This window comes from Ruegeria sp. CF8, assembly GCF_056537285.1.
Genome location: NZ_JBQFRG010000003.1, coordinates 207,404 through 230,455, shown reverse-complemented (window position 1 = coordinate 230,455; position 23,052 = coordinate 207,404). Strand labels below are relative to the sequence as shown.

Genomic DNA, 23,052 nt, shown 5'->3' with positions numbered 1-23,052 from the left:
GGTTTTTTATTTTTTGGCCTTTTGAACTTCGCGGGCCAGTGCGCAGAATGCCTCCAGCGGTACTTGTTCCGCGCGTTCTGTGGGTTTTATGCCAGCCGCCAGCAAACGGTCTTCGATATCGGGGGCCACGCCCTTCAATGAAGCCCGCAGCATTTTGCGGCGTTGATTGAAGGCAGCAGCCACAACGCGGGACAGGGTGGCTGCATCAGCGGGATAGCAGGGCTCGGGCAGGGCGGTCAGGTGGACCACAGCGCTGGACACCTTGGGCGGTGGAGTGAACGCGCCCGGGGGCAGCGACATGGCGATGCGCGGCTCGGCCCGCCACTGAGCGAGGATCGCGAGACGGCCGTACGCTTTGCTGCCGGGTTGCGCGACGATGCGTTCGGCCACCTCGCGTTGGAACATCAGCGTCAGGCTCTGCCAGAAGGGTGGCCATTCTGGTGGCGTCAGCCAACGGACCAGCAATTCGGTTCCCACGTTGTATGGCAGGTTGGCCGCAACGCGGATCGGCGGCGTCAGGTGCTCCAGCGGGTTGACTTCCAGCGCATCGCCGTTGATGACCTGAAGCCGTCCGGGATAGGCGGCAGCGATGTCGTTCAGGGCGGCGATACAGCGCGTGTCTTTTTCCAGCGCCACGACCTTGCGCGCGCCTTCAGACAAAAGCCCGCGTGTCAGGCCGCCGGGGCCAGGTCCTATTTCCAGAACATCACATTCTGTCAGGTCCCCGGCCTGGCGGGCGATCTTGGCGGTCAGGTTGAGGTCTAACAGGAAGTTCTGACCCAGCGATTTGCGCGCCGAGAGCTGATGGGTCGCGATGACCTCGCGCAGCGGGGGAAGTGTGTCGATAGCGCTCATGATCCGATTACCGTGACGCAAAGGGGCGCAGGTGCGCCAGAAGAATTTTGCCTCCGGCGGAGGTATTTTCAGCCAGGTGAAGGATCAAGAGCTTTTTGCCATGCGTTGAGCAAGCTTCAGGGCCTCGATCAGGCTGGTGGGCGTGGCGACGCCTTTCCCGGCGATGTCCAGCGCGGTGCCGTGATCCGGTGACGTACGTATAAAGGGCAGGCCCAGTGTCACGTTCACGCCTCGATCGAAATCCAGGGTCTTGATCGGGATCAGGGCCTGATCGTGATACATCGCGATGGCCGCGTCGTAACGCGCGCGGGCCGCGGCGTGAAAAAGGGTATCTGCCGGGTGGGGCCCAGTGAGGGTCGCACCATCCGGGTCTAGTTCAGAAATAAGCGAGGCAATCCAATCGCCTTCCTCGGTTCCCATTTTACCGCCTTCGCCGGCATGAGGATTGAGGCCAGCGACGGCGATGCGTGGGTTGGCAATGCCGAACTGTTTGCGCAGGCCTGCCGCAGTGATGTGAATCGTGTCGCGCAGAAGATCCGGGGTCAGGGCTGCTGGAACTTGAGACAACGGAATATGGATTGTGGCAGGCACGACACGCAGTTGATCGCTGGCCAACATCATCACAACCCGTTGCGTACCAGAGAGAGCGGCGAGAAACTCGGTATGACCGGGGTAACTAAATCCGGCCCCGTCGATCAAAGCTTTTTTGTGGATGGGGGCTGTGCAAAGCGCCACGGCCTGTCCTGTTTTTACCAATTCGACACCGGTTTCGATGGCATCGATCACAGAAGGCGCGTTGGTGGGGTCGGGCTGGCCCGGCACATTGGGGGCGGGGAAGTCCAGTTGAAGGATTGGCAACGCTCGATCGCAAACCGTGAGGGCCTGTGCAGGATGTTCGATTTCCGCGACAGGAGTGTCAGCAGGCAGGTGGCTGGAATCGCCGATATAGAAAAACGGGCAGGTGCCGCGCAGTTCGCTCCAGGCTTTGGCCGCTATTTCGGGGCCGATCCCTGCCGGCTCACCGCAGCTGAGCGCGATTGGGCGTGTCATTCCTGAATGATAACGGCGTCAGCCCGCAGCTGTTCCACCAGGCTTTCGGCAAAGGCCTGAAGACGCTGTTGTGCCAGGGCATTGGCCACATCCGCGCGCGAGGTATTTTCTCCCAGATCACGAGTGCGATTGCATAGCATCAGGAACACCAGCGTCTGACCATTGTTGCGCGTCAGGTTTATGGACACCTCGTTGCGGTCCAGCTTGGCCAATTCTACCGCGACATCACGCGGTACTTCGGAAGGGGCGGCTTCAACGCGATCCAGCACTTCTGGGGGCTGATCTTTCGCGATGCCGTAAAGGTCGTCGCAGGTATCGATCTCTTCCTTCAGGCGTGTGGCTTGCGACAACGCGTCGGTACTGCGGCCACCTGGAATATAGTAGATCGCGTAATCCAATTTTGAGATTGGGGCGGCCGAAGTCGCAACCTCACGCAAGCCGCGCATCTGGAACAGGGCGACAGCATTCGGCAAGGAAATGGGATCCGTGACCTCTCCGTTTTGAAGTCCCAGAATAACAGGCTGCAGAGCTGGCGGAAGGTCGGTGATGTTCAGCCAGTCTAGTCGTCCGCCCTGATCACGGGTGGCGGCTGCGGAATATTGTGCTGCCGCCGCCGAAAACGCATCAACGCCTTCCAGTCGCGAAATTTCCTGAGCCAGCAATTCGGTCTGCGCAACGGTTTGCTGGTTCACCGGGATGATAATTTCGGACAACAGGACCTGAAGACCACCGCCCCCGGTCTGCCCCAAGGCCCGGTCGATCTCATCTTCGGTGGGACGCGCCTGCGACAGGTAGCGTGAGCTGATGTAGTCACGCCAGGCCAACTGATCCGCGACGTAATCCCGAACGGTTTCTGGGTCGACGCCAGAGTCTCCTAGCAATTGCAGGAACTGTTCCGACGATAATTGGCCCCGAGACGCAAATTCGTCGATGCCCAGTTGGACGGCCTCGGGGGCAGCTTGCACGCCAGCTTCGCGCATGACCTGCTGGCGCAGCTTTGCATCGATCAGGGCATCTCGTACGTCTGCTTCGCTGCTGCCGGGCAGGCCCAGTACGTTCAGAAATTGCAAGCGTTGTTCGAGTTCGTACCAGGTAACGATGTCCTGATTAACCCGGATCGCAGGAGAAAACAGGCTTTGCGCCATGGCTTGCGAGCCTGCAATTGCAAAAACCGCGGCGGCCAACGCCGGCGCGACCGGTTTAAGCCAACCGGAACGTAGAAACCTGGAGAAACCTGATATCAACTGCATGTTCTCTTGTATGTCTTACCACCGCCTTCGACAGAGTATCCTGTCAATGACAGGGTAAAGCCGAATTCTGTCGAAGGCTCAATAGTGGATGTTGAAGTAAAGCGTCGGCTTACGGACATGTTAACCTGCACGCATTCGTTGCGGTATGTCACGCCCAAACCCAGACGGATCGGTTCGGATTGGCCCAGATCATAGCGCGCTTCGGCATTTGTCAGCCAATTCTGGTCCACTTGGTACCGGCCCAGAAGCCAGATTTCCGAGATTTCGTTGACGATGTTTTCTGCCGGGTCCGGTTCCTGCCAGATATAGCTGCCGGAAATCCCCGCAAACTCATTTGCCCAGGCGCCACGAAGTTCCGCTTTGACAAAGCTGAAATCGTTGTCGATCAATCCGCGCCCGCCAAGTGACCAGCCATTGTTCGTTCTGATCTGTCCAGCGACCAGCAGATCCGATGAGGTGCCCTGCAACCCAGATGTCAGGGTGAAATTCGGGTCGGCATCCGCCCGGAACACCTGACCCACGGTGGCAAGCGCCTGCCAGCCACCCGTGCCATAACGGGCCCAGTTCAGGCCGACGACACCGGTGGCGCCGTTTTCGCGTTGGTCTTCTGCCGGGAAACGCGAGAGCGCCAGTAGGTTACCCTGATCGAATTCCTGAAAGGTGCTCTCGTCATTTGGCACGTCTGTGTCCGACACATGCGTCCATCCGATCTGGGCTATGGGTTCCAGGAATTGAACCGCGCCTGATTGCTCGCGCCGTGTCATCGGATAGCGCAGCGTCAGAGCAGCCCTTGGCGTCGAGCGGGTAACCTGTGAGGGGAAGTTACTGTCATGTCGAATGTTGAACGTATCGACAGACGCCCCCAGCGTTGCATCGGCGCGCAGACCCGAAGCGAAGGTCCAGCTGCGCAGCCATTCTGCGTCAAACGTGGCGCGGGCGATGTCTCGGCCAACAACGTCCGCGTCGCTTGTGCGTTCATGGGCGTGGCTGATAAAGGCCAGTCGCACTTCGCCGCCCAATGCAGCCGGAAAAAAGCGTTTTTCGTAATTCAAGTCGAAAACGCGAGACGGAATTTCGTCCTGATTTTCGCTTTCGCGCAGCGTTTTGTAATGGATCAGGCTTGTCTTGAATGCGGTATCCCGCTTGATCCGCTCCAGCGAAAGTTCACTGCGCAAACGATCCAGATCAGGCAGGCCATAATCCACCAGATACGCATCATCCGACGTTGTTTGCACGTTGAACGTCAGTCGGAAGTCATTCTTGAGGTTGAACCAGCCATTTGCAAACAGGTAGCCACGATCCTGATCGGGCTGAACGTCATCGCGGGTATAAGCGCCTTCTAACTGAATACGTCCATTCACAAAGGCTTGACGGTATCTATACCCCAGCGTCGTTGTTTTGGATGACACGTAAGGTGTCAGCGTTAGGTCCTTATGGTCCCCCAGCTTGATGAAATACGGAACCTGCACACCGGTTCCCAATTGCGAGGTACTGCGGATCGACGGGACCAGAAAGCCCGTCGCGCGGTCCAGCGTGGGATCGGGCAGGCGCAGATAGGGAAAATAGAACACCGGGTAGTCCAGCACCCTCAGCTGCGCACCTTCGAAATAGAGCTGTTGTTCCAACTGGTCATGTGTGACGCGACGGGCCCGTATCTGCCAGAGCGGCGGCTTGCCGTTGGCGCAGACATGGCAGGACGTGGCCGAAACCTTGCTGAACTGCGTATAGCGGCCCGCTGCCCGTTTTGCCTGAACCGAAGCAATCTGAACCTGCTGTTCAAATACCATCCGTGCGCCGACCAGCAGGCCGTTCTGGATACCGCTGTCAAGCTGCCCGGAATCGGCCAACAACGTTGTCTGGCCGCCCTGGTCGATACGGATGGGGCCTTCCAATGTCAGCTCACCGGTTTCACGGTCATAGGTGATACGCTGAGCGGACAGCTTAGTGTCGCCCTGAAAAGCCTCGACATTGCCTTCTGCCACCAGTCTGCGTTCGGGCGTGATGAAAACCTTGTCGGCGACCAACAGGGCCGGCTCTTCCTGTGTCTCTGCGCCCTGAGGCTGCACTGGCGTCGATTGGGCCACAAGAGTTGCCGGGGCGGACAAGGCCAGCGCGCTGGTCAGCAACAGGGGAACAATGCGCCGCATCAGCCGTCCTCCGCATGAAGCAACAGGCCAAGAGACAGCAAAATGGCGGCAAATGGCGGTGCCCAGGCAGCGATATAAGTCGGCAATTGTCCGTTTTCCCCAAGGATTTGCGCAAAGTTGCGGACGAAGTAGATGGCAAAGCCAAGCAGAACCGCTGTCAGTACTGCGATACCCGTTCCGCCAAAGCGGACGTGACGCATAGTGAAAGCTGCCCCGATCAGGACCATCGAGACCAGAAAGAAGGGACGTGCCAGCTGCACTTGCAGCCAGACCTCATATTGTTTGGTCGAAAAGCCTGCTTCGCGCAGATCCGCGATCAGTTGTGGCAGGTCGTAAACCGAAACGGAATCCTGTTGCCCCAGCGTGTCGAGAATGCGTTGACGGGTCAGCGAGGTCGGCAGATCCAGACGGTCGTGTACAACGGCGTTGGTTTCTGGGTTCTCACCATCTTGCATGGACCAGATCTTGGCGTTGGTCAGGACCCAACGGCCATCCTCCAGATCGGCTCGGTCGGCAATGATCTGTTGGGTTGGCTTTCCATCGCGTGCAAACGTGATCACGGTCACGTCGTCCAGCCCCAGCGTGTCGCCGTTTGAGGTGCCGCGCGCGTGGATCACGGCTTGTCCGTTTTCCGCCGATTGGCGCAGCCACAGGCCTTCACTGCTGATCGACAAGGCAGAACTGCCGTTGTTGCGGTAGGAATCGGACAGGCGCTGGAACTCTTCCGAGGTGGCGGCAGCTATTGGGTTCAGCAATGCCACGGCCAGCACGCCGATGGTCAGTGCCAGAAGGACAGGTGCCACCAAAGCGCGGATGCCCGAGCGGCCAGTGGCACGTGTCACCACCAGCTCTGAGGTGCGCGCCAGCCCTACGAAAAGGGCGATGGTCGACAGAATGACCAGCAGCGGGAGCATTTCGCTGATCGCGGCCGGTGTGTTGAGCAGTGTAAGTTGCAACAACTGGCCGAAAGACAAGTCGTAATCGTCAAACCGGCGAATCTGTTCGATCAGATCGATAAGAATCATCAGGGTCAGAAAGATGCCGCCAATGACCAGAAAACTCTGCATGAACCGGCGGGCGAAGTAGCGGTCAAGGATCACGGGCGCGCCCCCGCAAAGCTTGCAACACGGGCGTTCGGGCCGATTGCGCGCGCGCAGAATGTTCTGCGCAACGGCTTATGCCTGCCCTCTCGTGCCACGTCTTTCTCCCCCGAGCCTGCCGGTTATTTTTCGGAGACCTTAATGCAATTGAAGGCCGGGGAAAACTGCTATCTGGTCAAGCGGTGCTACGCGGGCTAGGTCTTGGGGAACAGAATTTGAGGAGTTTACAATGAGCAGTCTGGTTCCGATCCGCTTTCAGGAGTTTGATTTGGATGCGATGGCGCAAGCCGAAGGCCGTGTAGCCATCATCATCCCGTCTGACGGCAAAATGAGCCCTGCCGCACGACGGGCCAACCGACTGACAAAGGGGGCTGTCGGTCGATTGGTGGAAAGCGGATCTTTCGAAAAATCCAAGACTGCGGATGTAATCTCGTTGGCGTGGCCCGCCGGGATGGCGGCAGAAGCCTTGGACGTTCTGGTGTTGCCGCGCCGCCCCGAGGCGGACGAGGCGCGCAAGGCGGGCGCTGCATTGGCCAAGCTGTCGGGTGGTAAGGACGTGCTTGTGATGGTTGGCAATCAGGCGCGCACTGAAGATTTGGCTTTGGGTATCGCGCTGCGTAGCTATGACTTTGACGCGCACAAGACCAAAGAAAGCGAAGACGCAGGCACGGTTACAATCAGCCATTCGAAACCTGAAGAGGCAGAGGCGGAATTTGCGCCGCTTTACGCAATTGCAGATGGCGTGCGGATGACCCGCGATCTGACCAACGAGCCTGCAAACGTTCTGACAACCACCGAATTTGCAGATCGATTGGTCGAGATGAAGGAATTGGGGCTGGAAGTTGAAGTTCTGGACGAAGACAAGCTGGCCGAACTGGGAATGCGCACATTGCTGAGCGTGGGGCAGGGCTCGGACAGCCCGTCCAAAGTGGTTGTCATGAACTGGAAGGGCGGTGACAAGGGCGATGCGCCGCTGGCTCTGGTCGGCAAGGGCGTGGTGTTTGACACCGGTGGTATCTCGCTCAAGCCTGCCGGTGGCATGGAAGAAATGACCATGGATATGGGCGGCGCTGGTGTTGTTGCGGGGACCATGCGTGCGCTGGCCAAGCGCAAGGCCAAGGCCAATGTCGTAGGTCTGGTTGGACTGGTTGAAAACATGCCATCCGGCAATGCCACACGCCCCGGCGATGTGGTCAAATCGATGAAGGGCGACACGGTCGAGATCATCAATACCGATGCCGAGGGCCGTTTGGTTTTGTGTGACGTGATGTGGTACGCGCAGGAACGGTTCAAACCGGTGGGCATGATCGATCTGGCCACGCTGACGGGGGCGATCATCATCGGGCTTGGGCATGAGAATGCCGGTGTGTTCTCGAACAATGACACGTTCTGCGACGCTTTCCTGAAATCCGCCAAGGCCGAGGATGAAGGCGCGTGGCGTATGCCGTTGGGCGATGCCTATGACAAGATGCTGAAATCACGCATTGCCGACATGAAAAACATAGGCGGTCGGCCCGCAGGCTCGATTACCGCCGCGCAGTTCCTGCAACGTTTTGTGAAAGAAGAGACGCCCTGGATCCATCTGGATATCGCGGGTGTGGCTTCGGTATCGTCCGAAACATCTTACGCGCCCAAAGGCGCCACCGGTTGGGGTGTTCGCGCGCTCAGCCGGTTTGTGCAGGACAATTTCGAGTAAGCAGATGGGCGCTGTCTATTTCTACCACCTGACCCGTCAGCCGCTGGAGCACACATTGCCGGTGCTGCTGGACAAGGCGCGGCAGGCCGGGTGGAAGATTGCCGTGCGGGGCACTGACCCTGCGCGGATGGACTGGCTGGATGAAAAGCTGTGGCTGGGCCCCGAAGACGGGTTCCTGCCGCATGGCCGCGAGGGTGGCCCCCATGACGCCGAACAGCCGATTTTGCTGACCACTGGATCGGAAGCTGCCAATGGCGCGTCCTGTGTCATGGCGGTTGACGGCGCGGCGGTCGAGGCGGAAGAAGTCGCCGCGTTGGAGCGGGTGTGCATTCTGTTCGATGGCAATGACGATATGGCCGTACAACACGCGCGTGGGCAATGGAAAACGCTGACCACGGCGGGATGTTCGGCGCAATACTGGTCGGAAGAATCCGGACGGTGGGAAAAGAAGGCCGAAGCCTAAAGGGTGACGCCGTTTTCAGGAGATTTGAAAGATGCAAATGAAGCCTTTGGGCCGTACAGGAATCATGGTGAGCGACCTGTGTCTTGGAACCATGACGTTTGGCACGCAGACCTCCGAAGCCGATGCGCACAGGCAGATGGACATAGCACTGGATGCCGGCATCAACTTTGTGGATGCGGCCGAGATGTATCCGGTGAACCCGGTTTCAAAAGAAACCATCGGGCGCACCGAAGAGATTCTGGGCAACTGGAACGCGGCAAATGCGGCACGGCGTGGGGATTACATTCTGGCGACCAAGCATTCAGGCGAGGGGTTGTCCTTTGTTCGCGACGGCGCGCCGATCACGGGCAAGACGATACCCGAAGCGATTGAAGGATCGTTGAAGCGATTGCAGACAGAGTGCATCGATCTCTACCAGTTTCACTGGCCGAACCGCGGCAGCTACATGTTCCGTCAGAACTGGGATTTTGCGCCAACCGGGCACAATACCGATGACGTTCTGGAGAACATGCAGGAGTGTCTGGAGGCATTGCAGGCTCAGGTCGACAAGGGCAACATCCGCGCCTTTGGCCTGTCCAACGAAAGCGCATGGGGCTCGGCGCAGTGGGTGCGTTTGGCCGAAAAGATGGGCGCGCCGCGTGTGGCATCGGTTCAGAACGAATATTCGCTGCTCTGTCGTCTGTTCGACACGGATATGGCCGAGCTATGCGTGCATGAAGATGTCGGGCTGATGGCGTTCTCGCCTTTGGGTACCGGGTTGCTGACGGGTAAGTATCAGGGTGGTGCCGTCCCGGACGGTTCACGCATGTCGCTTTCGCCTGAACTGGGCGGGCGCAAGTCTGATCGGGTGTTTGATGCTGTGGCGGCTTATCTGGACGTTGCTGCGCGTCATAGCTTGGATCCGACGCATATGGCATTGGCCTGGTGTCGTACACGTCCGTTCATGATGTCGGCTATTTTTGGCGCAACCACGGTTGAGCAGCTTGAACACGTATTGGCTGGCGCGGATCTGACCTTGTCAGATGAGGTGCTGGCAGAGTTGGATGCAGCCCATAAGGCGCACCCGATGCCTTACTGAGGGCCGGGGGCTCTGCCCCCGCCGCCTTCGGCGGCTCCCCCGAGGTATTTTTAGCCAGATGAAGTTGGATCCGGTCAGTGATGAGTAGGGTGCGCGCGTTCTTGCCTGAGGTCGCGGGCGGACTGACCGTGTGCGGTGCGAAAGGCACGGGCAAAGCTGGATTGTGATGCAAAGCCCGTGGCCAGCGCCACATCCATCAGCGGCATGTCGGTGTCTGTCACGAGGCGGCGTGCTTCCGCTAAGCGCAGTTGCAAATAATGATCTTGCGGCGTGGTGTTCAGGCGCAGACGGAACTGTTGTTGCAGGGTGCGTGGGCTGGTGCCCAGTCGGTCTGCGATATAGGCAAGTGGCAAGGGGTCATCCAAAGAGTCCTGCATCAGTGAATTGGCCTTGGCGGTCAATGCTGTGTGGCGGTGTGGTGCGCCAGTGCGACTTTGCGGTTTGGCAGGGTCGGGTGCGCCTTCGTAGAGGAACAAGCCTGAAACGCGCGCTGCGAAACCTGCTCCGTGGCGGGCGGCGATGATGTGCAGCATCATCTCGACCGCCGGGATTGCTCCACCTGATGTCAGCCGAGCGCCCGAAACAGTGAAGCGGTCTGGGCGTACGTCCACTTCGGGGAAGCGGGTGGCAAAGTTTTCCAGATCTTCCCAATGGGTGGTGGCGGCGTGACCGTCAAGCAGCCCGGCCTCGGCCAGCAGCCATGGGCCGCCGTCGATGCCTGCCATCGTTGCGCCAGTACCTGCAATCCGGCGCAGACCCGCGAGCAGGCTGGGCGTGGCGTGGCGCGCCAGTTGGAACCCGGCCACAACGATCATCAGGTCACAGCCTTGCAGACGTGCCAGCGGGATGCCGGGCACTTGCAGGGCGCTGGTCAGCATTGCCGGTTCGGGTGTCGCTGTCACATAGTCCCAGTCAAAAGCCGGGCGGTCGGCCAGACGGTTGGCCGCGCGCATCGGGTCGACGGCCGAGGCGAAGCTGAGCGTGTTGCAGTCATCAAGCACCAGCACCGCCGTTTTCAGGGCGCGATGTTCGGGTTGCAGTATGTTTTTTGCGGATTGCATCAAGTTCGATTCGCATTCTGGCAAGTTGTTTTCCCAAGGCTGCGCCAGAGTCGGGTCAGAACGCAAATCGGAATCCGGGGAGAAGCCTGGGGAAAACTCAGGTCAAAACCGGGTATAACTTGGGGAAAACACCATGCCTCTGGAAATGAACCGCGATGTCTTTATCACTTGCGCCGTGACCGGCTCGGGTGGAACGCAGGATCGCAGCCCTCATGTGCCGCGCTCGCCGCAGCAGATTGCCGACAGCGCGATTGCTGCCGCCAAGGCCGGGGCCGCGGTGGTGCATTGCCATGTACGCGACCCCGAAACCGGTGCGCCAAGCCGTCGGCTGGACCTGTATCGTGAAGTGACAGATCGGATTCGCGACGCCGATGTGGATGTTGTTCTGAACCTGACTGCGGGGATGGGTGGGGACATCGTGTTTGGTGGCGTTGAAAGCCCGTTTCCGGTGAATGAGGCTGAGACCGACATGATCGGTGCGTCGGAGCGCGTGGCGCATATTGCCGAATGTCTGCCCGAAATCTGCACTTTGGACTGCGGCACGATGAACTTTGCCGAGGCCGATTACGTCATGACCAACACGCCCGGTGCGTTGCGCGCTATGGGGCAGATGATGACGGATATGGGCGTGAAGCCCGAGATCGAAGCCTTCGACACGGGCCATTTGTGGTTTGCCAAGCAGTTGGTGAAAGAGGGCATCCTGGAGCCCAACGCGCTGGTTCAGCTGTGTATGGGTGTGCCGTGGGGCGCGCCGGACGATCTGAACACCTTTATGGCGATGGTGAACAATGTCCCCGATGACTGGACCTTCAGCGCATTCTCTTTGGGGCGGAACCAGATGGCTTATGTCGCGGCGACGGTTCTGGCGGGTGGCAATGTGCGCGTCGGGTTGGAAGACAACCTGTGGCTGGATAAGGGCGTGCTGGCCGAAAACTGGCAACTGGTCGAACGCGCCGGGACCATCATTGAGAATATGGGCGCACGGGTGATCGGACCACAAGAGGTGCGCGAGAAATTGGGGTTGGTGAAAAGAGCCCCACTAGCGAAATAGAAAACAGCGAGAATCGGCGTGACAAAATTCTCTCTCAGGGTTAACGACGCAGGTATGACTGTGTTGTTTTTCTTGTCGTTTTTCGTCGCGTCGATGCTTAGCTTGACCGCGTATCTGCAATCAGAGTCCCGGTGGTGGACAGGCCCGGCGTGGGCCTTTCTTCTGTTCGTGCTGGGCTTCTTCGGTGCCTCTTGGGTGACAGAAGTAGAAGGCACAGGCTATCCCTCTCCCGCCGTTTTTCTAGTGGTGGGTGCTTGGTGGTGTGCTGGTATTATCGGGATTGGCAGCGTCTCGGCGCTTGTACTACGCCGTTTCCGGAACGCAGGTCAGGTCGCTGGAATCGTCTTTTTGGGCGGTTGGATGCTGACATTCCTCTGGTTTGTGACTGGAGGTTCTACCTGAATGGAAAAACGATATGACAAAAACGGCAGCAATCATTGGCGGCGGTGTAATCGGCGGCGGATGGGCCGCGCGGTTTCTGCTGAATGGCTGGAACGTGCGGGTGTTCGACCCGGACCCGGAAGCAGAACGCAAGATTGGTGAGGTTCTGGACAATGCGCGGCGATCACTGCCGGGCCTGAGCGATGTGCCTTTGCCGCCCGAAGGCGCGCTGAGCTTTCACGATGACATGGTCGACGCCGTAGAAGGCGCGATTTGGATTCAGGAAAGCGTGCCGGAACGGCTGGATCTGAAACTGAAAGTCTACAAAGGTTTGCAAGAAGCTTGCGACCCGGGCGCAATCATCGGGTCGTCGACCAGCGGCTTCAAACCCTCGGAACTGCAAGACGGTGCGCTGCGCCCCGAACAGATCGTCGTCACACATCCGTTCAACCCGGTTTACCTGTTGCCGCTGATCGAGCTGGTGCCCACCGACAAGAACCCGCCCGAGACAGTCGCGCGGGCGCAGGATTTGCTGAAATCGGTCGGGTTCTTCCCATTGCATATCAAGAAAGAAATCGACGCGCATATCGCGGACCGGTTCCTTGAAGCGGTGTGGCGCGAGGCTTTGTGGCTGGTCAAGGACGGCATTGCGACGACCGAGGAAATCGATGAGGCGATCCGCATGGGGTTTGGCATTCGCTGGGCCCAGATGGGTCTGTTCGAAACCTATCGCGTAGCTGGGGGTGAAGCCGGGATGCGCCATTTCATGGCGCAGTTTGGCCCGGCCCTGAAATGGCCTTGGACCAAGCTGATGGATGTACCCGAGTTCACCGATGAACTGGTCGACATGATCGCCGATCAGTCCGACGCGCAATCGGGGATGCACACGATTCGCGAGCTGGAGCGTATTCGCGACAACAACCTTGTGGGCATGATGCGGGCGCTCAAGGTGCAGAATTACGGGGCAGGCGCTGTGCTGAACCAGCATGATGCGGCTTTGAAACCAGGTGCCTTGCCGACGTTGGATCAGGCGGATCTAAGCCAGCCGATCCTGACTGTTGCGCGTGCGGTTCCGTTGGACTGGACCGACTACAACGGCCATATGAACGAGGCAAAATATCTGGAAGCATTCTCTGCCGCCACCGACCGATTCATGGAGATCATCGGATGCGACGCCGAGTATATCTCATCCGGCGGCAGCTATTTCACAACTGAAAATCACATCCGGTATATCGACGAGGTGCACGCGGGCACCAAGATTGAGGTCCGCACGCAGATGTTGCTGGGGCAGGGCAAAAAGTTGCACGTGTTCCACAGCATGTATGTAGGCGACAAGCTTCTGGCCACTGGCGAAAGCTTCATGCTGCATGTCAGCCTTGAGACGCGCCGACCGTGCCCTCCTTCCGCCGAGATTGAGGCTGCGATGGCAAGAATTGCTGAGGCGCAATCCGCTTTGCCTTACCCTGAAGGTGCAGGGGCTGCTATTCGGAAACCCTCATGAACCAGAGGGTGCTGGTAACGGCTGGCGCGTCTGGTGTCGGTCGCGCCATGGCCGAAGCGTTTGACGCGGCTGGATATGATGTCTGGGTCACGGATATCGATCAGGCAGCGCTAAGCTCCGTGCCCGATCATTGGACGACGCATTGCGCCAATGCGTCGGATGAGGCTGATATGCGCTGCGTCTTTGATGCTGTGTCTGAGGCAGGCGGGCTGGACACCCTGTGTGCCAATGCAGGAATAGCAGGGCCAACCGATGCCATTGAAGACATCGATCTGAACGCATGGCGGGCCTGTATTGCGGTTAATCTGGACGGTGCGTTTCTGGCTGCCAAATATGCAGCACCATTGATGAAATCGGCGCGGGCGGGAAGCATCATCCTGACCTCGTCGACGGCGGGGCAGTATGGCTATCCGTACCGCGCGCCCTATGCTTCGGCCAAATGGGCGGTCATTGGCTTGATGAAGACACTCGCGATGGAGCTGGGCCCGCATGGCATACGCGCTAACGCCATCTGTCCGGGCGCAGTGGAAGGTCCGCGCATGGAGGGCGTTCTGGCCCGTGAGGCAGAAGCCAAAGGCATGAGCCGAGACGCGGTGTACCAAGGCTATGCTTCGGGTACGTCCATGGGGCGCTTTGTCGAAGCGCAGGACATAGCCAATATGGCCGTCTTCCTTGCGTCAGATGCGGCGCGGCTGGTGTCGGGTCAGGTCATCGCGGTGGATGGTCACACGGTAAATCCTGACCCGAAACTGTGATCTAGCCCTGATTTGGCCCACGAATCTGGCGGATGGTCTGACGGACCGCCTGCCAGTCCTGTGCTTCCTGCTGGTTTCCGGCAGCCTCGCATTCGCGCATTTTCTGCGCAGCTTCGGCCTCGGCCCGGTCTCCGTGAGCGGCGTAAAGGGCACGTGCGTATTGAGCGGTTTGTAATGCGTCCATTCCTATGGTCCTCCGTCTGTGATCGGAATGCCCGAAGGTTCGCGCCAACGGACCATAGCACAGGATTGGTCTGCCCGCATCATGTGGTTTCAGAAATCCTGGATCTGAGCTGCCGCAGGTGGTTGGGAAAGTTTCGGGCAGTCACGTCAGCTTCGCGCACCAGCGTGTCGAAGTGACGTGTGAAGGTTTCGATCCGGTCCCGGTCGCGGAACGCCATATAGTGACTGCCAGCGTAGAACACGCAAAGCAGGGGGCCGAAAATCGTCACCGGCGCGGAATAGAGTCGTTTGGCATCAAATAGATAGATCCGCATTCTGGGGTAAAGCTGATCGCATAGTGTCAGAAGGTGTTCGATCTGTTCCAGCCGCACCTGCGCGCTAAGGCCGCTGTAATATCCTGTGGCGCTTGCAAAGCTCTCGATTTCGAACAGCGGCATGGCTATTTCATAATCCGACTGCGCACTGCGCATCCATGCCAACCTGTCTTCGGAGGCGCCGATGGCCTGATCTGCGGTGCGCCCCAGATGCGGTGCATATTCCCATTCCAGCACAGCACGGGTCTTGAGCATGTCGGGCAGGGTCGCCGGGACATAGCGAACCTTGTAGCCAGCGGCCTCTTTGTGCCACTCGAAGATCCGTTCATCGACCAGTGCGCGGGGGGCTTCGGTAAAACTCAGGGAGCTGGCCAGAAGTTCAGCCGCGCTTTCGGGCCTGTCGGAGAGGCTCAACAACCAATCGGCTGAAACACCAAGTGCGGCCGCGCATCCCCCGACCACATGCGCGTTGGGCAGACGCGCACCATGCCCGGTCAAAAGCTGCGATACGGTCGAACGATCAACACTTATGTGCCGTGCCAGCGCGCTTTGACTGATGTCTCGCTGCTCCATCGCCTGGGCCAGACGTTGACGGAACTGAGCGGCGCGATCTCTTTTGTCGATTTTTTCCTGCATACAGTGATAAATATCATAGATGTTGAATTTTGTTAATCATATTCAGAATTCCCACCATGACTACCGACCTGTAACCCTTTGAAAAAAGCAAAAAGACTGAGGGTCGGAATGGAAACGCGGCGAAGATCTGTCGTGAAAGCAATCGTTTGGAATGTCATGGGGCTTGTCACCATGACTGTTGTGGGGCTGATTGCCACGGGCTCGGCCACTGTAGGCGGGGTTGTGGCGCTGGTGAACACCGCCATTGGCCTGACCATGTACGTGATTTACGAGCGGGTTTGGGCAGGTATCTCGTGGGGGCGCAATGGCTGAGCGACCCACTTCCCAATCGCCTGAATGGGGTACATTTTTCCTGATCATTGCCTGCTATGGGGCGTGGCTTGCAGGGCTGTTTTGGTTGGCAAGCGTGTCGGTTTGGCTGGCCGTTCCGGCCCTTGCTGTTGTTGCGGCGCTGCATTCATCGCTGACACACGAGGCCCTGCACGGGCATCCTTTCCGCACAAAATGGGTGAACGAGGCGCTGATGGCGCTGCCTCTGACGCTGTTCATCCCGTACAACCGTTTCCGGGATTTGCACCTGGCGCACCATCAGGATGCAGCGTTGACCGACCCCTATGACGACCCGGAATCGAACTATCTGGATCCCAAGGTCTGGTCGACTCTTCCGCGCGGCTTACAAAGGCTGCTGGCGATCAACAACACGCTGCTTGGGCGCATGATCTTGGGCCCGGCCATCGGACAAGTTCTGTTTCTGCGAGACGAATGGCGAGGCGCGCGGCATTGGGACAAGGATATCCTGCTGGCTTGGGCTTTGCACCTGCCGGGTGTGGCGGTGGTACTGTGGGTTGTCGCCCAGTCGGCCATGCCGGTTTGGGGCTATTTGATCTCTGCTTATTTCGGCTTGGGGCTGCTGAAAATTCGTACGTTCCTTGAGCACCGCGCGCATGAAAAATCACGGGCGCGTACCGTCATCATCGAAGATCGTGGGCCGCTGGCATTTCTGTTTCTGAACAACAATCTGCACGTGGTTCATCATATGAACCCCAACGCCCCGTGGTACCAGTTGCCGCAACTGTATGAAGACGGCAAAGACAGGTATCTGGCTTGTAATGAGGCTTACGTGTTTCGGTCTTACGCGCAGATTTTCAGGCAGTACCTGTTGCGTGCTAAAGACCCCGTGCCGCATCCGCTCTGGCCAAAGTCCTGATTTGACGACAAAACAGGTGGCATGAGTTTCTGGATCCCTGTCACCATCGCTGCCGCCAGTTTTCAGACGGTACGTTTCATGCTGCAAAAGTCGCTGAGCAGTGTGAAGCTGTCCGCGGCTGGTGCAACATTCGCGCGCTTTGCTTATTCCATGCCGTTGGCTGTCGTGGGTTTGCTGATCGCTTTGCGGGTAACGGGCGCAAGTTTGCCGTCCCTCAGCCCGTTGTTCTGGCTGTACGCGGTGATCGGCGGGACGGCGCAGATACTGGCGACGATTTGTGTTGTTGCCCTGTTCAAGCAGCGCAACTTTGCGGTGGGGATCACCTTTAAGAAAACCGAAGTGATTCAAACCGCGATTGTCGGCTTTCTTGTGCTGGGGGATCGCGTGTCAGCGGGCGCGCTGGTGGCTATTCTGTTGGGGCTTGCCGCAGTTTTGCTGCTGTCGAAAACACCCGGAGGTGATGGGGCTTGGTGGCGACATCTGACCAACCGCGCCTCGCAGCTGGGGCTGGGTTCGGGTGTTCTGTTTGCGTTTTCCGCCGTCAGCTATCGCGGTGCCTCGTTGCAACTGGGCGATGTGGATGCATGGTTCAGGGCCTTGGTCACTCTGGCCGCCGTTGTGACGTTTCAGTTCCTCAGCATGGGACTATGGCTGTTGTGGCGGGACCGGTCCGAGTTGAGTGCGGTCTGGCAAACGCGGTCCACCGGTGTCTTTGTCGGGCTGACCAGTCTGGGTGGGTCGTTCTGCTGGTTCTGGGCCTTCACCTTGCAGAATGCGGCATATGTCAAAGCTTTGGGGCAGGTCGAACTGCTCCTCAGTTTGATGGCCTCGACATTGTTCTTCCGTGAAACGATCACCCGGCGAGAGATCGCCGGAATGACTTTACTGGGGCTTTCGATACTGGCTCTGGTGCTGGCAATTTAGCCAGCACGACGCTCATCAAAGCTAAGAGCGATAAAGCTGGGCAGGTGATCACCCATCCCTACAACAACCGGACCGTTATCGGCCTTGCGGCCTCGACCACGTCCTTTGGGTTCGCGCTCTTTCCGGGTGTCCTTCGTGCCTTCCTGGTCCTTGGCCCTTTTTTCGGTTTTCGGCTTCTCAGATTTGGCCTTTTCGGGCTTGGGCTCTTCCTTGACCGGGTTGTTGATGCGCGGGATGTCTTTCTGGATCAGTTTTTCGATTGCATCCAAAGCTTTTTCATCACGACCTGAGCAGATGGTGATGGCCTTGCCCTCGCGCCCGGCGCGGCCGGTGCGGCCGATGCGGTGGACGTAATCCTCGGCATGGCCGGGCACGTCGAAATTGAACACGTGACTGACCGAAGGAATATCCAGGCCACGTGCGGCGACATCTGACGCCACCAGCAGGCGCAGCGACCCATCGCGGAATCCGTCCAGTGTCTTCATACGCTGCGACTGATCCAGATCGCCATGGATTGCGGCAGCATTATAGCCGTATTTCTTCAGCGATTTTGCGCAGATATCCACATCCGTCTTGCGGTTGCAGAAGATGATCGCGTTGGTGCATTTCTCACCTTCGGCATCAATCAGCGCACGCAGAACCTTGCGCTTGTTGCTGGCCTCACGATCACGGCGACCGCCTTTGAACATGACGACCCCCTGTTCGATGGTCTCGGATGCGGTGGCCTGACGGGCAACCTCAATCCGGGCAGGGGCGGACAGGAATGTGTCGGTGATACGCTCGATCTCAGACGCCATGGTGGCCGAGAAGAACAGGGTCTGGCGCGTGAACGGCGTCAGCGAAAAGATGCGCTCGATATCGGGAATAAAGCCCATGTCCAGCATCCGGTCGGCTTCGTCCACCACCATGATCTGAACGCCGGTCAGCAACAGCTTGCCGCGTTCGAAATGGTCCAGCAGGCGACCCGGCGTGGCAATCAGAACGTCCACACCACGGTCAATCAGAGCCTCTTGCTCCTTGAAGCTGACGCCGCCGATCAACAGCGCTTTGGTCAATTTCAGGTGCTTGGTGTAGGTGTCGAAATTCTCAGCCACCTGCGCGGCGAGTTCCCGTGTCGGGCACAGCACCAGCGAACGCGGCATGCGTGCACGGGCGCGACCACGGGCCAGCAGGGTGATCATCGGCAAGGTGAAGCTGGCGGTTTTACCAGTGCCGGTCTGCGCAATCCCCAGAACATCGCGACCTTCCAGAGCGGGTGGAATCGCACCTTCCTGGATCGGAGTGGGGGTTTCGTATCCGGCTTCCTCAATGGCTTTGAGGACCTTTGGGTTCAGGTTCAGTTCGTTAAACTTTGTCATGTAAGTCCGGTTTTTGCGGACACTTGACCTGGCCCGCGCGTCAAAGATGTGCCGGGCCCGGATGGCCATGCGCGCAATGCGCCTGTTCGGCTTGGGGGCGGACATAACAAAAACGTGGATCAGGGTCAAATGAAGACCGCTTAATCCGTCTCGCGCCGCGGTGATACAGGATTTTCCGCAACAATTCAGCAGCTTCCGGGGAAGTGTTTCGCCAGCTTTGCGTCCAGATCCAAGGGGCGGTGACGCAACAGGCCGTGCTGTTCCAAACGGGTACGAACCTCGGGGTCTACGCCGCTCATCTCATCATAAAACGCGCGCAACCCGTCCGCACCCTGTTCGGCTTGGATCCAATTGAACAGTTCGTTCTTGCTCAGACCACCCTGTTCGCGCGGGACATTGGGGGCCATGCCTGCCTGATAAGAGCCGCGATCCATGCGAAATTGGTAATGCCCGATCCAGTGATCCCAATCAGGGGCGTGACGGTGGCACAACTCGACCTCGGGCAGCTCGTATTTGCAAGGCAGCAGCTTTTTGTTCTGAAACAGGTTGTGGATGCGGAAGTTCAGGTATTTCAGGCCGGTGCGAACGAACAGCTTGCCTTGCACATGGCTGAGAAAACCGCCCAGAACAAATGCTCCGTAGGTTGGATAGATGGCTTCGACCAGAGCCTCGCGGTTGGGGCCCTGGGGGATGTGTGCCTTGTACAGATCGTCGCCAGTTGCAAGCGCCTCCATCGGGCGGACACGGGCGGCGTTGATGTTGGGCGGCACATTGCCCAGCACTTCGGCGATGGGGGTTGGGGACCAAAGAAACTCGTCGACGTCAATATGCGCAAGCCAGTCCAGCGGCGTGTTGCGATAGGCAAAGGTTGCATGAACCGTTTGACGAACCTGATGCTTTTCCGGCCGAGCGCGACCTCGCTTTTCCCAGAACGCATCATCGCAGACCCGCACACGCACCTTGGGGTGCATCCGAAGGGTTCGAAATGTAAGCCGATTGGGTTCGTCCATGTAAATGTACATAAAGTCCGCGCCCAGATCGAGGTGATGGGCCACAAAACGTAGCACGTTCTCGGTCGGGCCGCGAACCATCGAGACGATGCCCCACGTCGTCATGCGCGCGGTGCGCGGGCGTCGCGCATGTGCTTCAGGCGGCGAAAGACACCGCCGGGATCTTTGTTGAGCTCCGTCATCAGATGATCGACCAACGGTGCGATGGTCGGGTCGTGCATTGCCCGGGTCCAGATTGGCGCGATAAGATTGACGTCCAACCCGCCTTTTTCAAAGGAAAACCCCTTCATCTGAAAGGGCAGATCCACATGGTTTTTGTCTTCGAACCGAAAGGGCGTATCCGGGGCCAGTCCCGAGAATAGGCGTTCAAACTCATAAAGCTTCATTAGGCCAAACAGCATCCGCAACGCATGACCCACCTCGCGCTGTGTCGCTGTCTGGCCGTGGTCTGCAAATGTCTGAACCGAAGACACCAGCCAGCGCAAGTCAAGCGTTCCTAACAGGTGGTCGGACTGTTCATCCCACAACCGGCAGAACAGGGCTGGCGCGTGGCGGGGAAAGGACCGTTTTCTAAGGTTCGAAATCAATTGCGCGTTCAGGAAGGCCAGTTCTGACTGACCAACAAACTCGCGCGCGATTTGGGCGCGTTTGCGATCCCAAGTGGTGCTGCGTCCGGCCGGCACTTCGGTGGCGCTGTCTGGAACCGTGCGTCTGGCCAGATCATCCAGATCGACGTCAAGATCGGGTAAGGTGAGTGTGCCGAACTGAAACGGGTTGCGCCGGTTCTCATAGCTGTCCAGCATGTCGGGCAGGCCACCGGGATAGGTCAGTTCGTCGTCACTCATGCGCGCAGGATTGCACAGCCGGGTTCGGCTGCGCAATCAGCCAGTTGGATCACACCATCATCTCTTTTGTCGCGGTCAGGTTCAGCGCGGGATAGTCGCGCACCACCCGGTCAATATCCCATTGCAGGCGTGTCAGATAGACGATGTCACCGTCATGATCATGGGCGATGTGCTGCTTGTTGGCGTTGACGAATTTTTCGACCTCCGCCTTCTCGCCGCTGACCCATCGGGCCGAGGTGAATTGCGACGCTTCAAACCGTACTGGCAAGCCGTATTCCATCTCGATCCGGCTGGCGAGCACTTCGAATTGCAGCGCGCCGACAACGCCGACGATAAAGCCCGACCCGATCGAGGGTTTGAACACCTTGGCCGCGCCTTCTTCGGCAAATTGCATCAGGGCTTTTTCCAGATGTTTGGCTTTCATCGGATCGCCAGCGCGCACGCCCTGCAGCAGTTCCGGCGCAAACGAAGGAATGCCAGTCACGCGCAGCGCCTCGCCCTCGGTCAACGTATCGCCGATGCGCAGTTGCCCGTGGTTGGGGATGCCGATGATGTCCCCGGCCCAAGCCTCTTCGGCCAGTTCGCGGTCAGAGGCGAGGAACAGCACAGGGTTCGAGATCGCCATTGGCTTTTTGGACCGCACATGGGTCAGTTTCATGCCGCGTTTGAAATGGCCTGACGCCATACGCACAAAGGCCACCCGGTCGCGGTGCTTCGGGTCCATATTGGCCTGAACCTTGAAGACAAAGCCTGCGACTTTCTTCTCGTCGGGGGCGATCTGACGCGGTTCAGCGGACTGAACCTGCGGCTGCGGGCCATAAGCGCCGATACCTTCCATCAGCTCTTTGACGCCAAACGAATTGATCGCCGAACCAAACCAGATCGGGGTCATGTGGCCTTCCAAAACCGCCTGCGGGTCAAGTGCTGGCAGCAGTTCACGCGCCATCTCGACCTCTTCCAGCAGTTTTTCCAGCAGATGCTCGGGCACATGTTCGGCCAATTTCGGGTCGTCCAACCCGTTGATTTCGATGCTTTCCGCCACCTTGTTGCGGTCAGCGCGGTCCATCAATTCCAACCGGTCGCGCAGCATGTCGTAACAGCCGATGAAGTCACGACCCACGCCAATCGGCCACGCAGCGGGCGTAACGTCGATAGCCAGCATTTCCTGAATTTCGTCGATAATCTCGAACGTATCGCGGCTCTCGCGGTCCATCTTGTTACAGAAGGTCAGGATCGGAAGATCGCGCAGACGGCAGACCTCGAACAGTTTTTGCGTCTGGCTTTCCACACCTTTCGCACCATCGATCACCATGACGGCCGCGTCTACCGCAGTCAGTGTGCGATAAGTGTCTTCCGAGAAATCGCTGTGACCGGGCGTGTCCACCAGATTGAAGCGGAAATTGTCATAGTCGAACGACATTGCCGATGCGGAAACCGAGATGCCCCGATCCTTTTCCATCTGCATAAAGTCCGACCGCGTACGCCGTGCCTCGCCCTTGGCGCGCACCTGACCAGCCATTTGGATCGCGCCCCCGTACAGCAGGAACTTTTCCGTCAACGTGGTCTTGCCCGCATCCGGGTGCGAGATGATGGCGAATGTCCGGCGACGGGCGATCTCGGGCGGCAGGGTGGGTTGGTTCGAGGTATCAAGCATGAGCGCGCATATATGCGGGGAAACCCGCCGAAGCAAGACAAAGGGGCTGGTTCGAATCATACGCCTGTGGCAATAAGAACATATAGTGAACAAATAATGGAGAGGATCAATGAATTTAAAAGAGATTGCAGATGAACTGGTCGCCGGATGCCGTGAGGATCGCGCCAAGGAAAACCTTGAAAAACTTTATGCTCCGGATGCTGTTTCGGTCGAAGGGCAGGACTTTCAGGGCATGGGGCGCGAAACCCACGGCGTAGAAGCCATACGTGGCAAGCATGAGTGGTGGGAAAGTGCTCATGAAGTCTCGGGGGCTTCCGTCAGTGACCCGTTTCCCCATGGTGACGACCGCTTTGCTGTGATTTTCGAAGTGCAGGGCACTGTGAAAGAAACGGGTGAAGCATTCGATATGCGCGAAGTCGGTGTTTACCACGTGGCCGATGGCAAAATCGTTCGGGAAGAGTTCTTTTACTGATGAACGAACCGTTTCTGGTCTTCTTTGTCTGGCCAGTGCTAGACATGCGCAAGTAGACAGG

General features: G+C 58.5%; 23 protein-coding genes. 11 read left to right on the top strand and 12 right to left on the bottom strand.

Features of this window, described 5'->3' with window-relative positions:
* Positions 1-6: 6 nt before the first annotated feature.
* The 5 genes from rsmA to lptG form a co-directional block, all read right to left on the bottom strand.
* A complete protein-coding gene (gene rsmA / locus ACR0EV_RS08995) occupies positions 7-855 on the bottom strand; it encodes a 16S rRNA (adenine(1518)-N(6)/adenine(1519)-N(6))-dimethyltransferase RsmA (protein ID WP_480799779.1) in 849 nt (282 codons plus the stop codon).
* A gap of 84 nt (positions 856-939) precedes the next feature.
* A complete protein-coding gene (pdxA, locus tag ACR0EV_RS08990) occupies positions 940-1,905 on the bottom strand; it encodes a 4-hydroxythreonine-4-phosphate dehydrogenase PdxA (RefSeq protein WP_480799778.1) in 966 nt (321 codons plus the stop codon).
* The gene (locus ACR0EV_RS08985) at positions 1,902-3,155 is read right to left on the bottom strand and encodes a peptidylprolyl isomerase (RefSeq protein ID WP_480799777.1); all 1,254 of its coding nucleotides are present in this window, start codon (positions 3,153-3,155) and stop codon (positions 1,902-1,904) included. Before ACR0EV_RS08985 ends, pdxA begins: the two co-directional genes overlap by 4 nt.
* Positions 3,146-5,302 (bottom strand): LPS-assembly protein LptD, encoded by a 2,157-nt coding sequence (locus tag ACR0EV_RS08980; protein WP_480799776.1) that lies wholly within the window; start codon positions 5,300-5,302, stop codon positions 3,146-3,148. The genes ACR0EV_RS08985 and ACR0EV_RS08980 overlap by 10 nt, the downstream gene beginning before the upstream one ends.
* On the bottom strand, positions 5,302-6,402 hold the full coding sequence (gene lptG, locus ACR0EV_RS08975; protein WP_480799775.1) for an LPS export ABC transporter permease LptG: 1,101 nt from the start codon (positions 6,400-6,402) through the stop codon (positions 5,302-5,304). The genes ACR0EV_RS08980 and lptG overlap by 1 nt, the downstream gene beginning before the upstream one ends.
* 229 nt (positions 6,403-6,631) lie before the next feature.
* Between lptG and ACR0EV_RS08970 the strand changes: the two genes are divergently transcribed.
* Genes ACR0EV_RS08970 through ACR0EV_RS08960 form a run of 3 tightly spaced genes read left to right on the top strand, consistent with a single transcriptional unit; the run spans position 6,632 to position 9,639 of the window.
* Complete coding sequence (locus ACR0EV_RS08970; RefSeq protein WP_480799774.1) at positions 6,632-8,098, top strand: leucyl aminopeptidase; 1,467 nt, start codon at positions 6,632-6,634, stop codon at positions 8,096-8,098.
* Positions 8,099-8,102: 4 nt separating this feature from the next.
* Entirely contained in the window at positions 8,103-8,561 is a 459-nt protein-coding gene (locus ACR0EV_RS08965) for a DNA polymerase III subunit chi (protein ID WP_480799773.1), read from the top strand.
* Between the two features lie 31 nt (positions 8,562-8,592).
* Positions 8,593-9,639 carry an aldo/keto reductase gene (locus ACR0EV_RS08960; RefSeq protein WP_480799772.1) on the top strand — a complete coding sequence of 349 codons (1,047 nt, stop codon included), beginning with the start codon at positions 8,593-8,595 and terminating at the stop codon, positions 9,637-9,639.
* 74 nt (positions 9,640-9,713) lie between these two features.
* Here ACR0EV_RS08960 and ACR0EV_RS08955 read toward each other — a convergent pair whose 3' ends face one another.
* A complete protein-coding gene (locus tag ACR0EV_RS08955) occupies positions 9,714-10,700 on the bottom strand; it encodes a GlxA family transcriptional regulator (RefSeq protein WP_480800004.1) in 987 nt (328 codons plus the stop codon).
* Positions 10,701-10,833: 133 nt separating this feature from the next.
* Here ACR0EV_RS08955 and bcoG point away from each other — a divergent pair, with 133 nt between their 5' ends.
* From bcoG to ACR0EV_RS08935, 4 genes are read left to right on the top strand one after another with little or no spacing between them, the layout of a single operon-like run.
* Complete coding sequence (bcoG, locus tag ACR0EV_RS08950; RefSeq protein ID WP_480799771.1) at positions 10,834-11,751, top strand: 3-dehydrocarnitine:acetyl-CoA trimethylamine transferase BcoG; 918 nt, start codon at positions 10,834-10,836, stop codon at positions 11,749-11,751.
* Positions 11,752-11,769: 18 nt separating this feature from the next.
* A complete protein-coding gene (locus ACR0EV_RS08945) occupies positions 11,770-12,153 on the top strand; it encodes a hypothetical protein (protein ID WP_480799770.1) in 384 nt (127 codons plus the stop codon).
* A 13-nt stretch (positions 12,154-12,166) separates the two neighbouring features.
* A complete protein-coding gene (locus ACR0EV_RS08940; protein WP_480799769.1) occupies positions 12,167-13,633 on the top strand; it encodes a carnitine 3-dehydrogenase in 1,467 nt (488 codons plus the stop codon).
* Positions 13,630-14,388 carry an SDR family oxidoreductase gene (locus ACR0EV_RS08935; RefSeq protein ID WP_171090452.1) on the top strand — a complete coding sequence of 253 codons (759 nt, stop codon included), beginning with the start codon at positions 13,630-13,632 and terminating at the stop codon, positions 14,386-14,388. The genes ACR0EV_RS08940 and ACR0EV_RS08935 overlap by 4 nt, the downstream gene beginning before the upstream one ends.
* A 1-nt stretch (position 14,389) precedes the next feature.
* On the opposite strand, the gene ACR0EV_RS08930 is transcribed toward ACR0EV_RS08935, so the two are convergent.
* On the bottom strand, positions 14,390-14,572 hold the full coding sequence (locus ACR0EV_RS08930; protein WP_171090450.1) for a hypothetical protein: 183 nt from the start codon (positions 14,570-14,572) through the stop codon (positions 14,390-14,392).
* A gap of 79 nt (positions 14,573-14,651) precedes the next feature.
* Positions 14,652-15,521: a helix-turn-helix domain-containing protein gene (locus tag ACR0EV_RS08925; RefSeq protein ID WP_480799768.1), complete on the bottom strand. Its 870-nt coding sequence runs from the start codon at positions 15,519-15,521 to the stop codon at positions 14,652-14,654.
* 108 nt (positions 15,522-15,629) lie between these two features.
* On the opposite strand from ACR0EV_RS08925, the gene ACR0EV_RS08920 reads away from it, so the two are divergent.
* From ACR0EV_RS08920 to ACR0EV_RS08910, 3 genes are read left to right on the top strand one after another with little or no spacing between them, the layout of a single operon-like run.
* Positions 15,630-15,833 (top strand): DUF2061 domain-containing protein, encoded by a 204-nt coding sequence (locus ACR0EV_RS08920; protein ID WP_171090445.1) that lies wholly within the window; start codon positions 15,630-15,632, stop codon positions 15,831-15,833.
* A complete protein-coding gene (locus ACR0EV_RS08915) occupies positions 15,826-16,728 on the top strand; it encodes a fatty acid desaturase (protein ID WP_480799767.1) in 903 nt (300 codons plus the stop codon). Before ACR0EV_RS08920 ends, ACR0EV_RS08915 begins: the two co-directional genes overlap by 8 nt.
* A 21-nt stretch (positions 16,729-16,749) precedes the next feature.
* Positions 16,750-17,652: an EamA family transporter gene (locus ACR0EV_RS08910; protein ID WP_480799766.1), complete on the top strand. Its 903-nt coding sequence runs from the start codon at positions 16,750-16,752 to the stop codon at positions 17,650-17,652.
* On the opposite strand, the gene ACR0EV_RS08905 is transcribed toward ACR0EV_RS08910, so the two are convergent.
* The 4 genes from ACR0EV_RS08905 to ACR0EV_RS08890 form a co-directional block, all read right to left on the bottom strand.
* Positions 17,649-19,010, bottom strand: a complete 1,362-nt coding sequence (locus ACR0EV_RS08905; RefSeq protein WP_480799765.1) for a DEAD/DEAH box helicase — start codon at positions 19,008-19,010, stop codon at positions 17,649-17,651. The two genes, ACR0EV_RS08910 and ACR0EV_RS08905, sit on opposite strands and share 4 nt — an antisense overlap.
* A gap of 185 nt (positions 19,011-19,195) precedes the next feature.
* Complete coding sequence (locus tag ACR0EV_RS08900) at positions 19,196-20,125, bottom strand: glycosyltransferase family 2 protein (RefSeq protein ID WP_480799764.1); 930 nt, start codon at positions 20,123-20,125, stop codon at positions 19,196-19,198.
* Positions 20,122-20,865 carry a hypothetical protein gene (locus ACR0EV_RS08895; RefSeq protein ID WP_480799763.1) on the bottom strand — a complete coding sequence of 248 codons (744 nt, stop codon included), beginning with the start codon at positions 20,863-20,865 and terminating at the stop codon, positions 20,122-20,124. Before ACR0EV_RS08895 ends, ACR0EV_RS08900 begins: the two co-directional genes overlap by 4 nt.
* Positions 20,866-20,914: 49 nt before the next feature.
* Positions 20,915-22,519, bottom strand: a complete 1,605-nt coding sequence (locus ACR0EV_RS08890; protein WP_480799762.1) for a peptide chain release factor 3 — start codon at positions 22,517-22,519, stop codon at positions 20,915-20,917.
* 109 nt (positions 22,520-22,628) lie between these two features.
* Between ACR0EV_RS08890 and ACR0EV_RS08885 the strand changes: the two genes are divergently transcribed.
* Positions 22,629-22,991 carry a SnoaL-like domain-containing protein gene (locus ACR0EV_RS08885; protein WP_480799761.1) on the top strand — a complete coding sequence of 121 codons (363 nt, stop codon included), beginning with the start codon at positions 22,629-22,631 and terminating at the stop codon, positions 22,989-22,991.
* Positions 22,992-23,052 lie beyond the last annotated feature (61 nt).